Source organism: Sulfurihydrogenibium sp. YO3AOP1, from assembly GCF_000020325.1.
GTDB lineage: Bacteria > Aquificota > Aquificia > Aquificales > Hydrogenothermaceae > Sulfurihydrogenibium.
The window spans coordinates 1,031,164-1,048,373 of sequence record NC_010730.1; the positions used below are offsets into that span (position 1 = coordinate 1,031,164).

Below are 17,210 nucleotides of genomic sequence, written 5' to 3' on the forward strand. Positions count from 1 at the left end.
TTTACAATACAGATAATTTAAACTTTATGTATAGATCTTTTTGAAAATCTGTTAAAAATCCAATTGTTAAGCCTTGGTTTGTAATATCAACACCTTTTTCCGATTGGCTGATTGTGTTGATTGGATAGCTAAAAATATCACAATCCTTTACAGATTCTAAAACTATGGTTTTATTTGTAAACTCATCAAATATAGAAAATTTATTGCTTTTTCCATGATAGATTGGTTGTCTGAGCCTTTCTTCTAAATTGGCAAAATGGAAGTTAAATTCTAATAAGTATTTTAAAGGCTTTTCGTATTTTGTTGTAAGGTTTACAATATATTCTAATACAGTGCCTTTAATAAAGTATTTTTTAATAAGAGTTGAATCATATTTTTTGTCTAAGTAAATACCACCTTCTCGTTTAAAAATGATTTCTTCATTTATATATTCAATATTAAATGACTGGTTTGCAAAATCTGAAAACTCTCTAAAATTACACCTATAAAAACTGTCCAAATTAAAGCTCTCATCTGTAACATGGTCTATAAATGAGTTTTTGTTATACCAATCGTAAATAAGTAAATCTTTTGATTTTTCTGGGTCTATCGTCGTTTGTATCTCGTGAATTGTTGAGATACCCTCATCGTCATGATTGTTTGATTGATTTGTTTGAAGTAGCTTATAGTGATATCCTTCTTTTCTTCTTGTTAGTGTGTTTTGAAAGTTAAACTCTTTATCTTTAATTGAAAGTTCTATTAGTTGACCTGCTTCTTTGCTATCAAAAATTAATATCAAATTATCTGTATGAACTTTTACCTCTTCGTATCCATCGTAATTTATATCTTTAACTTCAACTTTTTTATGCTTTTTTGTTATTTTTTCAATCTCTTTTTCTGCTTTTATGATAAATCTGTAAGCGTTATTTCTTAAGTTTGGAAGGTAAAGACCGCCAAAAATTCCATGCCATAAAACATCATTACATTGAGATTTTAAAAGATTGTCTAAAAAAGTTTGATTTTTCTTATAATCTCTGTAAGAGATTGATAAATCTAAAAATCTTTTATGTATCCTGTTTGATTCTGGATACTTTACCAAAAAGTTGTGCCATATGTTGCCTTTTACAAACTTTTCAAACTCTTGACTCATGTTGTTTTTTTCTAAAAATTCTTTTAATCTTTCAAACTCTTCAAAATCTTCTGCAAATAAACTCCATTCTCCCATTTCATGGTATGAAGTGATAGGAAGGTAAGCTATTCCAAGTGGTTTTTGATTTTCTGAATATTCTTGGTAGTGGATAAATTCAATGTTCTTTGAATTTGAAATTTCGCTTAAAAAGTTTTCTAACCAACCTTGCTGATAAACCCACTGGTAAGTTTTTGGCCAAATTCCAAACTTTTCTCCATCGTCAAAAATTATTCCTGCTGGATTTTCAATATTTGGCAAAGTATACAGATATTCTTTTATTTTATCAACTGTTTTAAACGGAATTAAATATCTAAGATTTTTATTTATTGGAAAAAGCTTTACTTTGTAGCCGTTTGACTCTGTAATGTAATATCCATAAAGATTTTCTTTTTTAAATCCTGCTGATAAGAAATGATAATCATCTACAATCACATACTCAATTCCAAGATTTGTAATATCTGGTATGATGCCACTGTCCCAAACCCTTTCTGTAAGCCATAATCCTTTTGGTGTCTGGTCAAAGTTTTCTTTGATAAATTTATTTAACTTCTCAATTTGATATTTTCTATCATCTGATGGGATGGCTGCAAGGATTGGCTCGTAGTATCCACCACTGAAAAATTCTATCTGACCGTTAAGTGCTAAATCTTGAAGAAGTTTGAACGTTTCTTTACTATAATTTTTTATATACTCTAAAAGCCATCCTGAGTAGTGAACTGCAAACTTAAATTTTGGATATTTTTTAGCTGTTTTTAAAAAAGGTTTATAAGCCTTTTCTATAGCTTCATCGACTACTTCATAAAAGTTTTCAACCGGTTGATGACAGTGTATTCCAAATAGTAATTTAATCATCTTACACCATCCAATCATAATCAAAATTTTCTGATATATCTAACATAATTATACTGTAAACAGGCAGCTTCTGTAAAAGCCGAGAATCTTTCAAGATTTCTATATAAAACTCAAACTTTTTCTCGTTTAAAAGATTTAAAGGTATTTTAATTTCAATTATTTTTTCGCATGCAGCTTCAACGCCGTTTTCATCTGTATACTTTTCATTTGAAATCGGGATGGAAAATGAAATTTCTTTATCTGTGATGAAATTTAGTCTTAATATATCATTTTTTATCTGATTAACACTGCCATCAAATCTAAGATAAAAGTTTTCTTTATCATAGCCATAGTAAAGTTTATTTAATAAAATCTCTGTGTTCATAGATGATAAATCAAAGGTTAGGTCTATCTCTCCTGAAAACAACCATTCAAAATAGTTTGTAATCTTTCCATCAATTGTCGGTGTGATGTAGTTTTTCGGCTTTTTTATAATAGGTTGTTTGAATGTTTGTTTTATAGGTTTGCTTAGCTTAGCCGGTGGCTTTTTACCAAGAACATCATAAACTTTCATTAGATTAGACCTAAATAAAAGGTCAAATTTGTCTGCGTAGATGGTAAAATGGTCATCTCCATACCACCAAAACCAATCGCTCCCTTCTGCTATGTAGATATATTCTATTGCCTTTTTATATAAATCATTTTCTTTTTCTGATTCTAAAAAGTTTCTTGTTTCTGATAGGTACTCCCATGCTGTGTTTTTCTCCGGGTGTCCTACCCATGTTGTAAAATTTCCGTATATCCAACTACCGGCTTTTATTGATTCTAAATTTTCAATTTCTACATTTTTCTCTAAGACTTCTGAAAATGTAATACATTCTATCCACTTTTGGTGGGAAATTTCAAAGTACAATCTATTGAAGAAATCTTTACCATTGTTTTTATAAAACTCCCAAGCATTTTCTCCATCAAGAATCACACTTACAACTTGACAGTGCTGAGAAGAATTATAGATTGACCTTAAATGAGATATAAAATCATCCACCGCATTTTTTTCGTTCATGTTTTGATATCTAAATCCTATGCTATCACTTAAATATTTATCTCTAAAAAAAATGTAAATATCTTTATACTTGTAAATTTTATACTTATCTCTTTTTCCTGCCACGTTGTAAAGCACATCTTCATCTGTTGCTGTCCATTTTATTTTATGCTCTATAAATAAATCTAATGTTTGATTTGATAAAGAACCTTCGGCCGGCCAAAGTCCATTTGGTTTTTTATCAAAAATACTTTGATACTCATCTAAAGCTGCGTTGAGGTGATAAACTGCATCTTCTTTAAAGTTTGCTGTAATCTTAGGTAGAGAGATGTCAGGTTTAGATTCTTTGGCTGATTCTATGTTTAAAAGTAAAGGTAAGATTGGATGGTAATACGGCGTTGTGGTAATCTCAATCTTTCCTTCGCTTTCGAGTTTTTTGTAATATGGAATGATTTCTTTTAAAAAGTCTAATAGAACATTTGTAAGCTTTTCTTTTTCTGCTTGAGTAAAATTTTTTCCTTTTTCTAAAAGAGTTTTTATATAATGATTATTTTCTCTAAGATAATTACCTGTCCAAGATAGCAAAAAAAGAACTTGCAAATCTAAAAAATCTTGATTGGTTAAGTTTTGAGTAGTCATATACTTTTGATGAATCTGAAAGTATCTTGGAATTGGCTTTATCATAGTGGTAAGATTTGTATTGAAAAGTATTGTTAGAAGATAATCTTTTTCAGTATTAGAAATCTTATTTGCATCCTTCTTCAATAAGTTTAAGAATTTACAGCTTGAAGGATTTTCTGAATATATTTGAAGTTGTTTTATTAAAGAAGGAACTAAGTTAAACGTTGCTTTTATTTTTTTGTATCTTGAAACAAGCCATGGCATTTCGTAGTAGTCTTTTATTGCGTGTAAAAACACCCATGGCATTTCAAATTCTTGGGTAAATGGGTCTATATACCAAGGTTGGTGCATATGCCATAAAAAACAGAGGTATAGTTTTTTCATTTAATATTTTCTAACTCCTCAATACTTTTAGCTAAAGCTACTTTTGTAAAAATTTTGTCTAACTCTTCTATCTCTTTACACTGTTTTATTATTTTTTCTAAACTCTCTGGAATAACTCCAAATTTTAGTTGAGTTAATTTTATTAAATCTTCCATTTTAGCTTCTAATTTACCTTCCAATTTTCCTTCTAATTTTCCTTCCATTTTCCATTTTTCTGTTAAAGTCATCATTTTTTCATCACCTCCGGCTACTTCTTTTAAAACTTCTTCTACTTTTTCAATATCCTTTTTTACTAATACAATGTAGTCAAAAGCTAAATACAGACAATCTGATTTATATTCAATCATTAACTTAAAAATCGGTTTAAAGTTTTGGATATCCTTAAAGATATGCTTCATAACAAGTAATGCTGAAATTGTGCATACATCTTGATATAGTCTGTTTTTCAAATCTTCATCTGATATTTGATTTAAATCTATAAGCAGGTAGTTTAACTTCAAGCTGTATTTTTCTAAATTTTTACTGCTTAAAACAGGCAGACTTGTAGATATATTCCATTTTCTTTCTCCGTGATAGAAAACTATGTTAATGATTGGTGGGTAGTATTGTTTTTCTTTTGCTGTTTCTTGCCATATTACTGCGTTGTAGTGCAATAATTGAGATGGTAAGTCATAATCTATGTAAGATTTATGCTCAAAAATCAGTCTAATAAATGCTTCTTGGTCTTTAACTTTACATGTGTATAACAAATCAAGCATAAACTTTTTAGATTTTTTAGAAAATTTTTCTGTGTTTACTATGTTAAGCTGCTGTACTTCTTCTGCTAAATCTGGAGCAAATATATCTAAAACAGTTTTCACGCTTTTTGGATTGGAAAATATTTGCTTAAAAAACCAATCATGTGGCTGGATATTTTCCATTTTCTATTCCATCCATTTGTTTATCTTGTCGATATACTCATTTAAAACAGCTTTTGCTTTCTCTTCTTTGTCAGAATTGACATATAGATGTAAACTATCTGCATACTGGTCTGGAAGCATTAATATCCAAGTTTTCTTATCTATAAAGATTTTAACACCATCAACAAAAGATGCATCTTTTCCTATCGCTTCTTCTGTGAATTTTCTCATCATCTTTCCTTTTAGATTAATAGGACAAGATACAACTTTATGCTCAAAATAATGGTTTGGAATAATTTTCTGTATATCTGATATTTTTTGTTTTGTCTTGCTTAACATCTCAAGAATTTTAATAGATGCAAACATACCATCAAAGCTATAAGACATTTCTGTAAATGTATAATTTCCTTCAAGATTTCCAAAGAAGTAATAATCTTTTAAAAAGTTAGATTTTAGACCGATAGTTTTACCCCTTTCTACGATTATATTTTCAAACATCTCATCCATAACTTCAGGAACGTAGACAGGTAAGTAAACTTTAACTTGTCTATTGACTGTTTTATCTATCAAATAGAGTATTATCAAAATAGCTGTTTCATTGTCTAAAATTTCACCATTATCTGATATGATTACTACTCTTTGACCGTTTGGATACATTACAAATCCTATATCAGCAGATAATACATTGACCATTTTCGAGATTTCTTCAGCGGATTTTTTATGAAGAGTTGAGATTTGAGACAATTTTTTCTCATCAAAATAAGCATTTAGAATAATGTTTTCTATTCCGATTGTATTTACTATATCTGGATATATAATGGAAGTAGAACCATTTAGCAGGTCTGTAATGATTTTAAATTTATGACTTTTAATGCTCTCTTGGTCTATCAATGATAAAAATTTTTCTTTGTAGGATTTTAATGGCAGTGGTTCATCTTTGATTTCTCCTATTTCATTATAATTTACTCTTCTAAAACTTTCTCTAAAGAATATTCTTTCTATGAATTTTTCTGTATTTGTGTCTATCAAAAGCCCGTCGTTGTCGTAGAATAAAATCTCTGTGATTGTTGGATTTTCTGGAGATTGTCTGAAATGTACTCCACCGATCGCATCGGTATTTGATAGTAAAAATCTCATAACTGGAAGTGGCATAAGTTTTAAATCTATAACGTTTAAACCTGAACCAAGCAGTCCACCAAGGAAAGACCTTTTTAACATTCTTGAAGCCCTATGATAATCTCTTGACATTAAAATTGTCTTTCCAAGTGGTAATATAGACCCAAAGCTTGCAGCAAGCTTGGCTGCCATTTCATTAGAAAGCTCAATATTGGTTCTTCCGGAGACTTTACCACCTTCAAACAATGAAGATTTCCATTTATCACCCCAAATAAGATTGCTACTAATAATAGCGCCTTCTTCAATGAGTTTGTTTGGCCAAATAATAACATCTTTCTCAAATGCTACATTATCTTTTATCTCACAACCTTCTGCTATGATGACTCCATGCTCGGCTCTTACATTGTTTTCTATAATGTTATTATTACAGATAACAGAGTTTAAAAATTTGCAGTTACTGCCAATTTTAACATCCCACCATAAAACACTGTCTTTAATGTATGTATTTTTTCCTATATGACAGTTTTTGCCAACGACTACATTTTCAAGTATGATATTTTCTTCTAATTTTACATTTTCATCTAATACAACTTTACCAACGATTTCTAAACTTGCCGGTAAATCTTTTGTTTTTGTATATAAAACACCGGATGGATAAACGAGTTTTTCGCCTTCAAAATCTATCTTTACCTTTTCTTTTAAAATATCTTTATTTACTTCTCTATAACTCTCCGGATTTCCAACATCTCTCCAATAGCCTTTCGCATTATATCCGTAAAGTGTGATTCCTTCTTTCATAAGCTTAGGAAATAGGTCTTTACTAAAATCAAACGGAATATTATCCGGAATATAATCTAATATCTCTGGTTCAATTACATAAATACCGGTGTTTATCGTGTCGCTAAAAACCTCTCCCCATCCTGGCTTTTCTAAAAATCTAAGAATTTTTCCATCTTTATCTGTAATTACTACTCCAAACTGCAGCGGGTCTTCAACAGATGTTAAAGTGATTGTTAATTTAGAGTTAACAGCATCATGAAATCCGATTATTTCTTTAAAATCAAAATCTGTAACTAAATCCCCACTTACTACGATAAACCTTTCATCAAGATACTTTTGGGCTTTTTTTACAGCCCCAGCTGTTCCGTAATCATCATCCGGCAGCACATAGTTTATTTTAATTCCAAAGTCAGAGCCATCTTTAAAGTAGTTCTGGATAACTTCTGGCTTAAAGTATAATAAGACAACGATTTCAGTGATGCCAACAGATTTGAGTTTTTTGATAATATGCTCCATCATTGGTTTGTTAAGGATTGGAAGCATCGGTTTTGGAATGCTGTTTGTTAATGGTTGTATTCTTGTACCAAATCCACCTGCCATAACAACTGCTTTCATATTCTCTCCCCCTATCTCAAAAAGGTTAAATAATTATAGCATTATTCAGGTATGCTAAAATAATACTAAAAGTAAACTCTGGGTGAGAAATTAGGAATTTATAGAATTTAAAAAGGAGATCCTTCGGACTTACGTCCTCAGGATGACAGCAAAAGGTTGAATGACACGCATTAAAGGAAGGATAACCTTATTTGTCATTCTGAGCGAAGTGAAGAATCTCCTCTTTTTACTGAATTTCTCACCCGACGTATATAGTGGATTTTAATATAAAAAAGTATAAGGAGTATTGAATGAACAAGGCAATAAAAAATCTTAAAAATTATCCTATGGAAGAGTTAAATAAAATTAAAGCATCGCTAAAAGAAAGAGGAATAAAAATTTATGATTTTGGAACAGGTGACCCAAAAGAACCAACGCCAGAAATAATAAGAAATGCAATTAAAAATGCAATTCCGGAAGTTAGCCAGTATCCATCAGTTGCCGGAAGAAAAGAACTAAGAGATACAATTTCAAAATGGTTTGAAAATAGATTTTCTGTAAAACTAAATTCAGATACGCAAATAATACCATCGGCAGGCTCCAAGGAAGCAATTTTTCATTTTCCGTTGGTTTTTATAGACCCGGAGGAAGATAAAAAAAGAGTCATCTTTGGAACGCCGGCATATCCAGTATACGAAAGAGGAACGTTGTATGCAGGAGGGATTCCAACGCCTATAAAACTAAAAGAAGAAGACGGTTTTTTACTCAGACTTGATAAAATTGATAAAGAAATACTAAAAGAGACAAAGATTGTATGGATAAACTATCCACACAACCCAACCGGAGCAGTAGCACCTGCAAGCTATTTTGAAGAAACTATAAAAATTTGTCAAGAATATAATATTATTTTATGTTCTGATGAATGTTATACAGAAATATATTTTGAAGAAAAACCACATTCAGCTTTACAATTTGGCATGGATAATGTTGTAGTTTTTCATTCTTTATCAAAAAGAAGTGGTATGACTGGTTACAGGTCTGGGTTTGTTGCCGGAGATGAAAAGATTATAAGCTTTTATAAAAAAGAAAGGGCAAATTTTGGCGTTGCAAGTCCAGATTTTATTCAAATGGCAGCTAAGACAGCATGGGAAGACGAAAGCCATGTAATTGAAAGAAACAAAATTTTTAGAGAGAAGAGAGATTTATTTTTAGAATTCTTAAATAAAAAAGGTTTTGAATATCTGTATCCAAAAGCCACTTTTTATATTTGGATTAAAGCTCCAAACGGAATCTCTTCAAAAGATTATGCAAAGATTTTGTTAGAAAATGGTATTATAGTTTCTATCGGAGAAAATTTCTGTAGTAGCACAGAGATAAACGAAGGAACCTGCGAAAGTCAATATTTTAGAATTGCATTAGTTCCAACCATTGAAGAATGTAAAGAAGCGTTAAAAATTTGGGAGAGTATATAAAAATGAGAGTTTTAGTAAAGATTAAACCAAAAAAAGCTGAAAATTTAAATGATATCTTTTTGATTTTGAAAAATTTTAACGTAAATACAGCCAACTTTTTTAAAGACCTTAAAGAGAAAAATTATTTTGAATTTTATTTAGATGTTTCTACAATTGAAGACATAAAAAATAAACTTGAAGAATTAGCATATTTGGAAATAGAAGAACATAAGATTAAAGATAATATACAAGAGTTTAAACAACCAGAGTCTGTACCTTCAGATATAAATAGCCCCTATGCTTTTTTTACGATAGCTACTTTAGATGTTTTTATTTTGTTAGTCGTTATTGAAATTATCTTCAAAAGCCTATCCATGGAAAGTTTAATCAATGGTATTATCAACATTACTAAGCTTTCTATATTTTTGACAACATTATTAAAATTGGCGTTCTCTTTTCTATATTTTAGAGGTCTTTTGGATATTTTCCAATCTACATTAGTCGGCAGGTTGTTTAATGTAAAAATTTATGGTTTGAAACTAAACATTTTATCTATTCTTCTACTTCCGATAATCGGTTTTTATTTCATTAATAATTCTGAAATTGGTTTTATATTTAAAATTTTTGGATTATTTTTGATAACATTTTTTGTCATTGCAACATTTATATCTTTTGAGTATCTTGGTATTTCTTTAAAAAGAAATAAAGATTAATCATGAAAGAGATAAAGTGGAACAAAAATATGTATAGAATGTATTGATAAACATCGTGAAAGTTTATCAGAATAAATCCAACGTAGTATAAAACCAAATTTACAATTACTAAAGCTTTAAATCTTTCCAAAGTTATGTTTGATGTAAAGATTACTAAGTTAAATATTAAAGGTACGATAGCTAATATATAAAAGGGTAAATATTGGTAAGCATCTAAAAATTTACTCCCAAAAAGCATAAGAAAAATAGGTTTTCCTAAAATCAAAGTTCCAACAAAAGCTATCAGATTTATAGCTAAGAATAATCCAAGTGAGTAAAGTAGATACTTTCTATAGTTAGTTTTGTCTTCTGTCAGCTTAACAAAGATTACTGAAAATAAAGTCATACAAAACCAGATTAAAGCTTTTCCAAGTATGGATGCAGATGCATACAAACCAGCAGTTGTCGGGTCAAAAACTCTTTTGATAAAAAGGTCATCCGCATAAACAAACAGTCCAACCGGAACGGACAAGAAAGATGTTTTAAAAATATCTTTAATTGGAATTTTTTTTATCTTTCCAAACAAATTTTTATTGATAAACAACACAATTATAAGCACTAACAATTCAGCAAACAATGACGAACCAACAGCACCGTAAATATTTAATCCTATTTCTATTAAAAAAACAGCTATTATTAGGCGAAATGTTAATCCAAATGCATTTAAAAATGAATATTCTTTAAACTTTTCTTGAGCTTGCAAAAAGCCCTTTTCTACACTTAAAATAAAAACAACTAACCAAACCAACCCAACTATTATGATTGCAAGCTTATGAGTTATTTTAAAAAAAGATTGTATAAAGGGTAAAGATATTATTAATCCAATGAAGAATATTAACCCTGTTAAACCGGCTATAATTCTGATAAATCTTAAAATCTCATACTTTTGTTCTTTATTTTCTAAAACGGCTTTTATGGTTAAAGTTGGATAGATATTAGATAGAAAACCAACTGTAAGCATGAGGGAGTATAAAACCATAAACTCGCCATATAGCTCCGGACCAAGCTTTCTACTTGCAATAAAATGGAATATGTAGCCAAGAATGTTTACGTAGAAAAACATCAAAGATAAATAGCTAAAATGTTTAAGCATGATAGCTTAAAACTCTAAGTAAATAATCTTCAAACTCAGAGGCTATTTTGTCCCATGTAAACTTTTTAGCATATTCTATACCTTTTTTTCCCATTTTTAAAATTAAATCTTCATTATTCCAAAGATAGTCTATTTTTTCTTTAAAGTCTTCTATATCTTCATTTTTAAAGCTTATTCCAAATCCATTTTCTACAACATATCTAAGCTCTGGGATGTCTGAGACTATCACAGACTTTCCCATAGATGCAGATTCTAATGCAACAATTCCCTGTCCTTCAAACCGAGAAGGCATTATTAAAAATTTAGCATTTTTTATCAAATCTAACTTTGTTTTTCCTGCAACTCTACCAATGTATTCAATATTAGAAATATTTTGTATCATTCTTAAAAAGTTATCTTTATCTTTGCCATCTCCAGCCACTACAAGTTTTATATTTTCTAATCTTTTAAATACTTCTATAATCAAATCAATACCCTTTTGATTTATATCTAATCTTCCTAAAAATAATACATATTGACCTATTTTTAATTCTTCATCAACAAAATCTACTCCATTTGAGATCACCTTTCCCTTGAGCCCAAACTTTTCATTCAAGCTTTCAGACACGGTAATTATATTTTTAAATTTGCGTGGATATTTTTTTTCTAAAAGAAAAAATGGGACGCCCAATATATTGTATTTTTTCAAAATATAAGATCCTAGAAAAACTTGAAGCTGTAGGACAATAGGTTTTTCAGCTTGGAATCTATATGAGAATATAGGATACCAAGGAACAAAATCTTCAACAACTATATCATAATCGTTGAAATATTTTCTTAAAAATTTATTCCCCTCATAAGCATATGAAAATATGCTTAAAACATAATTTTTAGAAGAACCTAAAAACTTAAATTCAAAATTTTCATTCACTTTATAATCTGTTGCGCCAGGATAGTTTCCGCATATAACAGTAACTTTATGTCCCTTTTCAGAAAGCCTTTTATAAATCTCAAAAGCTCTAACTGCTACTCCACCACCAAACCAATAATTATTAATATGATCATAAGCAAAATGAAGAATTTTCATGGTTTTTTAGCTATTATATAGACTATTTTTCCTAAGATTTCACAGGGAATAAAAGAAAAATTGCTTGGAGTCAGTAAATTAAGAATAGGAAAAATTGGCAACAAAGGTAAATATTCCCACCATCTAATAATTCCAACTTCATGAACCTCAAATCCACTCATTTCTGCTAAAGTAGATAAACTTTTTTTGGTCCAAGGTCTTACATGAGTTGGATCCTGATAAAAATTATAGCCATCAGGGCAAAAAACAGATGTATAATACTCAGTAACACAATAAAAATAACCGCCACTTTTTAATGTTCTAAAAGTCTCTGAAAAAAGATTTTGTGGATTTTTTAAATGCTCTATAACAAAAGAAGATATAACGACATCAAACTCATTATCACTAAAAGGAAAAGTCTCAATATCCACATCACATCTTAAAAATTCTATTTTCTCAGAAAGTAAAGGATTTTTATCTAAATCTAAGCAGTAGAATTTTGCTTTAGGGTTTAAGAATCTACTTATATAATCAATAATATTGCCTGTACCGCAGCCTACATCTAAAATTTTATCTGCATTTTTTATGTTTGGAACAGAAGATAACTTTTTTACCGGTATATTTGTTAGTCTCATAAATAATTTATAAAGAAAGTCATTTTTAAGTGCAAAACTTTTAACGTACTTTTTTAAACCTCTTTCTTTTTCTTTGGTTAAATAATCTTGATATCCTTTATACTTTCCCAAACTTCAGCCTCCATACCATGATAGCAGCCTCTAATGCTATTTTTTTGCTCATTTTAGAAGACCCACCATTTCTTTCATAAAAGATGATCGGAATTTCTCCAATCTTACAACCTTTTTTAAAACATCTGTAAACCATCTCAATTTGAAAAGCGTATCCATTAGATTTAATCTTATCTAAACCTACAGCTTCTAAGCATTTTCTACTATAAACTCTATATCCACTTGTTATATCTGTAAGATGTTTCAGTCCAAGAATTGTAGTAGCATACCAATTGGCAAACTTAGAAAGTAAAAGTCTTTTAAAATCCCACCCAACAACGCTTATAGTATTATTCATATATCTTGAGCCAATCACAACATCACAGCCATTTTTTAAAGCTTCTATAAACCTTGGAATATCGTCAGGATTATGTGATAAATCTGCATCCATTTCAAAAAATGCTTCATAATCTCTTTTTAATCCCCATTTAAAACCGTCTACGTAAGCTGTACCAAGTCCAAGCTTTCCCGGTCTTTCTAAAATATGTATCTTTGGATTATTTTTTATCCACTGATAAACTTTTTCTCTTGTTCCATCTGCCCCGTTATCATCAACTACTAAAATATCTAAAAAATCTAAAAAATCATACTTTGTTAATCTTTCTAAGATTTTATCTATATTCTCAGCCTCGTTATAAGTTGGTAAAACCACTAATGATTTCATTTTTCAAATTCCTTTATAGCTTTTATAAATTCTTCCTTTGTTTTATCCCAAGAAAAGTTTTTAGCCCAATTTAAAGCATTTTGGCATAGCTTACTATACTCTTGTTTATTATTCCAAATGTCTATAATCTTTTTCACAGCTTCATCTTCAGAATTTACTAAAAAACCTGTTTCATTGTCTTTTATGCTATCAACAAGACCATGAACCCTATAGCCAACTGCCGGCGTTCCAAAAGCGTTAGCCTGTATTACAACCTGCCCCCACCCCTCCCGAATACTTGGAACAATCAAAAAGTGAGACTGTTTTATTAAATTTATCTTTTCTTCTTCCGAGACATAACCTAAAAATTTTATTCCTTCAATATTTGAATACTTATCTTTTAAATAATCCAACAAAGGACCTGTACCGGCAACAAAAAGATTTGCATCTTTTATACGCTCTTTCACTTTTAAATATTTTTTGATTGCAGATTCTGGATTTTTTGTTTTTTTCAGCCTTCCAAGATACAGCAATGTTAGATTTTCATTTTTCTTTGGCACCTCTTCTAATGGTTGATATTCTAAGCCGTTATAAACTATTTGTATATCCTTAAATCCAAGGTTTTTTAAATCTAATTGGGTTGATGGTGAGACCGTGATAGTTTTTTTGTTTTTGTACAATCTTAAAAATATCTTTTCTAAAAATCTTGGGATGTAGCCAATAAATCCAAGCTCTGTGTTCCAAAACTCTTCATACAGCTGATGTATAAGCAATATTGAGTTTTTCTTGAAGAATGTAAAATATCCTACGCCGTTAAACTCATCTATGATTAGCCAATCTTGATTTTTGTTTAGCATATACATAAATCCATAAAAATGAGTTGTAAGCTCGTTTCCTTTACGAATAAACTTTATACCATCAATTACTTCCTCATTTTTTAATTCTTTTGTCTTTGAAGAAAACCACTCAACGCTGTATCCAGCTTCTATTAAGCCTCTTGCGATATGGTATGTATAATTTTCAGCTCCGCCCTTTTCAGGATGTTTTATACATCTTCTGTTTAAAATTAAAACTTTCATGCTTTATATAAACTTACAATCCAAAGTGAGAAAAATACTATAAATATTAGAGAGTATAATAAAATCTGCTTTTTGTTGTTTGCTTTCCAGATAAACAATAGCACTGAAGAAATCCAGCCTATCAAAGATAAAACAACTATTAAACTCCAAAAATCTGAAGGCTTATTATCATAATTTAATACCTGCATTTGTGCATTGTATAGTTTTTTATAGTCTGCCATTGTGTAGTTGTTAAACTCCCAATTGATAGATTCTAAAGCTCTTAACTTTGCAATTTCAGGATTAATCTTTTCTAAATACTCTGTATATGGTCTTGTGATTGGGTTTTGTATTTGGTATATACTTGTTCTAAGAGTTTCTAAGCAGTATAATCTTTCATCATCTTTTTTAAATGTATGGCAGTATAGGTATAATTCTTCTACAGCTTTTGAGCCAAGCGGACTAAATGGTACATAAGATAAAATTACTTTTTCATATGCTTTGACTTTTGCTATCCCGTCTTGCTGTTTTGCAGAATTATAATGTTTATATTGGTAGATCAGGTTTTTGATGATAAAAAATAAAAATATGACAATAAGTAATATAACTAACTTTTTCATAAAAAACCTCATTTAACATTTTTTTCTAATTCTTCAGGTATTAAATAGCTTTGTGAATAATCATTATAGGCTCGTATAGCTTTAAACATTTCTAAGAAACTTTGATTTTGTGGTGAAACATAAATCGTTAATTTAAAAGGTGCTTTAAAGCTTCCATAACTAATATCTGCATCAACTACAAGCTCATTTAGTCTTATGGTAGGTTTGATAGAACTTGCCATGACTAAATAAGAATTTGAAAAGAATTTACACATTTCAAAAGTAAAAATATCATCTGTATTGTGGTTTAGACAAACTTTAGGAGTTAAAAATTTAAACTTAGAAATATTTAGATTATCAAACCATTCTTCCTGTGTATTATCATCTTTCTTTAACCAAAAGAATGCATACAATAAAGGTTTAATTTTAACAAAATTATAAAACGGATGCTCTGGAGCTAAGTTAACACTTGATAAAAATCTTTTCTTCTCCATAATGGATTGTACATTACCTTCAAAAAATTCAGGAATATCACTTTTATAAATATCTTTTGGTTTGCATCCTTCTATTCTCCAATTTGTATTATTATAATAATGCGATGTTAAATGACAGATATCATCTCTAAACCTTCCTAAAATTTTAACATACCATAATTCAAAAGTATGATTATCTCCATATGTTGAAAATATTGAAGAGATTGGAGTTATTGCTAATAAATCCTTTCCATGATAATAAGGAACCCAGTTGTTAAAGTTATTAGTTTCATTTAGCCTGCCAATTAATAAAACTAAAGGAAAAACAACTAAAATTTTAGGAACAAATTTATATGTAAACTCCATTTTTTGATTTTTTATAAAAATAAAACCATAGTAAATTCCCAAGCCTGAGATAATTGAAAAAAATGCCAGAGCTGGTAAAAAATATTGATTAGCAGCGACATAGAGTATACCTATTGTAAATGGTCCAGATAATGTTATTTTTGCCAAGATTAAAGAGTACATTATAAATGCTATTAAAGTATATAGAAATATTTTTTTACTCTTTCTAAAAAGAGCGATGAATCCTAAAAGTAAAAAAAAGATAAATGCAAAAGAAAAGTTTATATTAAATAGATAAAGAATATTTTTTAATGAATAATATAAACCCTCTCCTGTGCCCAATGCTGAAACAGGTGCATCTAAGGAAGAGCCAGAGCCATAAAATTTCCTTAAAATCATAGCAACAAATTTTTCAAAATTTTCAGCCTTATGTGCTGCTGTGAAAGTATCAACTTGACTTCTTATGTAAAGATGTAAATTTACAAGGAATCCAAGAGCAAAGAATGAAACAGCAGGAAGAAGCCACTTGATGAAATTTTTAAAATAAATAAAACCTACAAATAACAAAGATAGAGATATCAATAGACTTGTATGGTGTATTGAAGCACCTAAACCTAAAAGAAATGATGCTGTTAGCACATACTTATAATTTAAATTTCTTTCTATTAAAGATTTAAGACCTATGTAAAATAAAACTAAGATAAGAAATAAGTTTAATGTATAAAACTTTATAACAACAGAGTTAAAATAATAAGAATAAGAAACAGCAAGAAAGACTACAGGAATTACAGAAAAAATCTCAATGTACTGTTCATCATTAGTTATTTTTATTATAAGAATTTTTGTTATTAAATAAACCATATAAAGAGAGAGTATTGAGAATAAAACAGATATTAATGCAATTCTTGACCCTATATTTCCTACTGGTATAAAGGAAAATAATTTACCTAACTCTATATAGAAAGGATATCCTGGTGGATGGGCTATACCAAGCATATATGCAGAAACAGTTAAGCCTCCTCCGTCACCAGTAGAGAATACAGGATAAAGAGATATTAAATAAATAAATGAAAAGAAAATGAGAATTAAATGAATTAATTTTATTTTACTGAACATTCAATACCTTTTGCGTTTAAATAACATGATGCTTTATATTCTTCAATACTATCAAGTTTGCCACTTATTGTTCCATCGGAAACGTATCCACTACTATCACATGTAACTGAGCCACTTATGTTTATTGTTAAACTTCCACCAGGAACAATTGTACTTTCACAATTTTTTAATCCATTTAATGATAAAGTAGTAGATGATGAAATATTTATCTCTTGACATAGACCTGCCGCATCGTATGCGCATGCTTTAACCATTGGTAAAGCATATGAAGTTACTTTTGCTTTATTTTGATATTTCATATATATAGGTATCGAGATAGAGGCTAATAAAGAGATTATAGCGATAACAACTATTAACTCTACTATTGTAAAAGCTTTTATTGTTGATGTATTCATTTAAGCCTTTTCCCCAGCAA

14 protein-coding genes are annotated in these 17,210 nt (G+C 29.4%); 2 read left to right on the plus strand and 12 right to left on the minus strand.

Going from position 1 to position 17,210, the window contains the following annotated elements; all coding sequences use genetic code 11:
* Position 1 precedes the first annotated feature (1 nt).
* The 4 genes from SYO3AOP1_RS05190 to SYO3AOP1_RS05205 are packed head-to-tail and all read right to left on the minus strand — an operon-like array spanning position 2 to position 7,456.
* Positions 2-2,020 carry an alpha-amylase/4-alpha-glucanotransferase domain-containing protein gene (locus SYO3AOP1_RS05190; RefSeq protein WP_012459687.1) on the minus strand — a complete coding sequence of 673 codons (2,019 nt, stop codon included), beginning with the start codon at positions 2,018-2,020 and terminating at the stop codon, positions 2-4.
* A gap of 1 nt (position 2,021) precedes the next feature.
* The gene (locus tag SYO3AOP1_RS05195; protein ID WP_012459688.1) at positions 2,022-4,046 is read right to left on the minus strand and encodes a glycoside hydrolase family 57 protein; all 2,025 of its coding nucleotides are present in this window, start codon (positions 4,044-4,046) and stop codon (positions 2,022-2,024) included.
* A complete protein-coding gene (locus tag SYO3AOP1_RS05200; protein WP_012459689.1) occupies positions 4,043-4,966 on the minus strand; it encodes an Rpn family recombination-promoting nuclease/putative transposase in 924 nt (307 codons plus the stop codon). The genes SYO3AOP1_RS05195 and SYO3AOP1_RS05200 overlap by 4 nt, the downstream gene beginning before the upstream one ends.
* Positions 4,967-4,969: 3 nt before the next feature.
* The gene (locus tag SYO3AOP1_RS05205) at positions 4,970-7,456 is read right to left on the minus strand and encodes a sugar phosphate nucleotidyltransferase (RefSeq protein ID WP_012459690.1); all 2,487 of its coding nucleotides are present in this window, start codon (positions 7,454-7,456) and stop codon (positions 4,970-4,972) included.
* A 290-nt stretch (positions 7,457-7,746) separates the two neighbouring features.
* Between SYO3AOP1_RS05205 and dapC the strand changes: the two genes are divergently transcribed.
* A complete protein-coding gene (gene dapC, locus SYO3AOP1_RS05210) occupies positions 7,747-8,907 on the plus strand; it encodes a succinyldiaminopimelate transaminase (RefSeq protein WP_012459691.1) in 1,161 nt (386 codons plus the stop codon).
* Between the two features lie 2 nt (positions 8,908-8,909).
* Positions 8,910-9,599: a hypothetical protein gene (locus tag SYO3AOP1_RS05215; protein ID WP_012459692.1), complete on the plus strand. Its 690-nt coding sequence runs from the start codon at positions 8,910-8,912 to the stop codon at positions 9,597-9,599.
* On the opposite strand, the gene SYO3AOP1_RS05220 is transcribed toward SYO3AOP1_RS05215, so the two are convergent.
* Genes SYO3AOP1_RS05220 through SYO3AOP1_RS05255 form a run of 8 tightly spaced genes read right to left on the minus strand, consistent with a single transcriptional unit; the run spans position 9,550 to position 17,190 of the window.
* Positions 9,550-10,731: an oligosaccharide flippase family protein gene (locus SYO3AOP1_RS05220; protein ID WP_012459693.1), complete on the minus strand. Its 1,182-nt coding sequence runs from the start codon at positions 10,729-10,731 to the stop codon at positions 9,550-9,552. The two genes, SYO3AOP1_RS05215 and SYO3AOP1_RS05220, sit on opposite strands and share 50 nt — an antisense overlap.
* Entirely contained in the window at positions 10,724-11,797 is a 1,074-nt protein-coding gene (locus SYO3AOP1_RS05225; protein WP_012459694.1) for a glycosyltransferase family 4 protein, read from the minus strand. Before SYO3AOP1_RS05225 ends, SYO3AOP1_RS05220 begins: the two co-directional genes overlap by 8 nt.
* Positions 11,794-12,522, minus strand: coding sequence for a class I SAM-dependent methyltransferase (locus SYO3AOP1_RS05230; RefSeq protein ID WP_012459695.1), 729 nt, complete (start codon positions 12,520-12,522; stop codon positions 11,794-11,796). Before SYO3AOP1_RS05230 ends, SYO3AOP1_RS05225 begins: the two co-directional genes overlap by 4 nt.
* Entirely contained in the window at positions 12,509-13,225 is a 717-nt protein-coding gene (locus tag SYO3AOP1_RS05235; protein ID WP_012459696.1) for a polyprenol monophosphomannose synthase, read from the minus strand. Before SYO3AOP1_RS05235 ends, SYO3AOP1_RS05230 begins: the two co-directional genes overlap by 14 nt.
* Positions 13,222-14,283, minus strand: a complete 1,062-nt coding sequence (locus tag SYO3AOP1_RS05240) for a glycosyltransferase family 4 protein (RefSeq protein WP_012459697.1) — start codon at positions 14,281-14,283, stop codon at positions 13,222-13,224. The genes SYO3AOP1_RS05235 and SYO3AOP1_RS05240 overlap by 4 nt, the downstream gene beginning before the upstream one ends.
* Positions 14,280-14,882: an ion transporter gene (locus SYO3AOP1_RS05245; protein WP_012459698.1), complete on the minus strand. Its 603-nt coding sequence runs from the start codon at positions 14,880-14,882 to the stop codon at positions 14,280-14,282. Before SYO3AOP1_RS05245 ends, SYO3AOP1_RS05240 begins: the two co-directional genes overlap by 4 nt.
* Positions 14,883-14,890: 8 nt before the next feature.
* Positions 14,891-16,795: a DUF2723 domain-containing protein gene (locus tag SYO3AOP1_RS05250; RefSeq protein WP_012459699.1), complete on the minus strand. Its 1,905-nt coding sequence runs from the start codon at positions 16,793-16,795 to the stop codon at positions 14,891-14,893.
* Positions 16,780-17,190, minus strand: coding sequence for a prepilin-type N-terminal cleavage/methylation domain-containing protein (locus SYO3AOP1_RS05255; RefSeq protein ID WP_012459700.1), 411 nt, complete (start codon positions 17,188-17,190; stop codon positions 16,780-16,782). Before SYO3AOP1_RS05255 ends, SYO3AOP1_RS05250 begins: the two co-directional genes overlap by 16 nt.
* Positions 17,191-17,210: the final 20 nt, after the last annotated feature.

Coding starts and splice junctions, on each gene's coding strand:
- SYO3AOP1_RS05190 (WP_012459687.1), bottom strand. CDS start 2,020: ATGATTAAATTACTATTTGGAATACACTGTCATCAACCGGTTGAAAAC.
- SYO3AOP1_RS05195 (WP_012459688.1), bottom strand. CDS start 4,046: ATGAAAAAACTATACCTCTGTTTTTTATGGCATATGCACCAACCTTGG.
- SYO3AOP1_RS05200 (WP_012459689.1), bottom strand. CDS start 4,966: ATGGAAAATATCCAGCCACATGATTGGTTTTTTAAGCAAATATTTTCC.
- SYO3AOP1_RS05205 (WP_012459690.1), bottom strand. CDS start 7,456: ATGAAAGCAGTTGTTATGGCAGGTGGATTTGGTACAAGAATACAACCA.
- dapC (WP_012459691.1), top strand. CDS start 7,747: ATGAACAAGGCAATAAAAAATCTTAAAAATTATCCTATGGAAGAGTTA.
- SYO3AOP1_RS05215 (WP_012459692.1), top strand. CDS start 8,910: ATGAGAGTTTTAGTAAAGATTAAACCAAAAAAAGCTGAAAATTTAAAT.
- SYO3AOP1_RS05220 (WP_012459693.1), bottom strand. CDS start 10,731: ATGCTTAAACATTTTAGCTATTTATCTTTGATGTTTTTCTACGTAAAC.
- SYO3AOP1_RS05225 (WP_012459694.1), bottom strand. CDS start 11,797: ATGAAAATTCTTCATTTTGCTTATGATCATATTAATAATTATTGGTTT.
- SYO3AOP1_RS05235 (WP_012459696.1), bottom strand. CDS start 13,225: ATGAAATCATTAGTGGTTTTACCAACTTATAACGAGGCTGAGAATATA.
- SYO3AOP1_RS05240 (WP_012459697.1), bottom strand. CDS start 14,283: ATGAAAGTTTTAATTTTAAACAGAAGATGTATAAAACATCCTGAAAAG.
- SYO3AOP1_RS05245 (WP_012459698.1), bottom strand. CDS start 14,882: ATGAAAAAGTTAGTTATATTACTTATTGTCATATTTTTATTTTTTATC.
- SYO3AOP1_RS05250 (WP_012459699.1), bottom strand. CDS start 16,795: ATGTTCAGTAAAATAAAATTAATTCATTTAATTCTCATTTTCTTTTCA.
- SYO3AOP1_RS05255 (WP_012459700.1), bottom strand. CDS start 17,190: ATGAATACATCAACAATAAAAGCTTTTACAATAGTAGAGTTAATAGTT.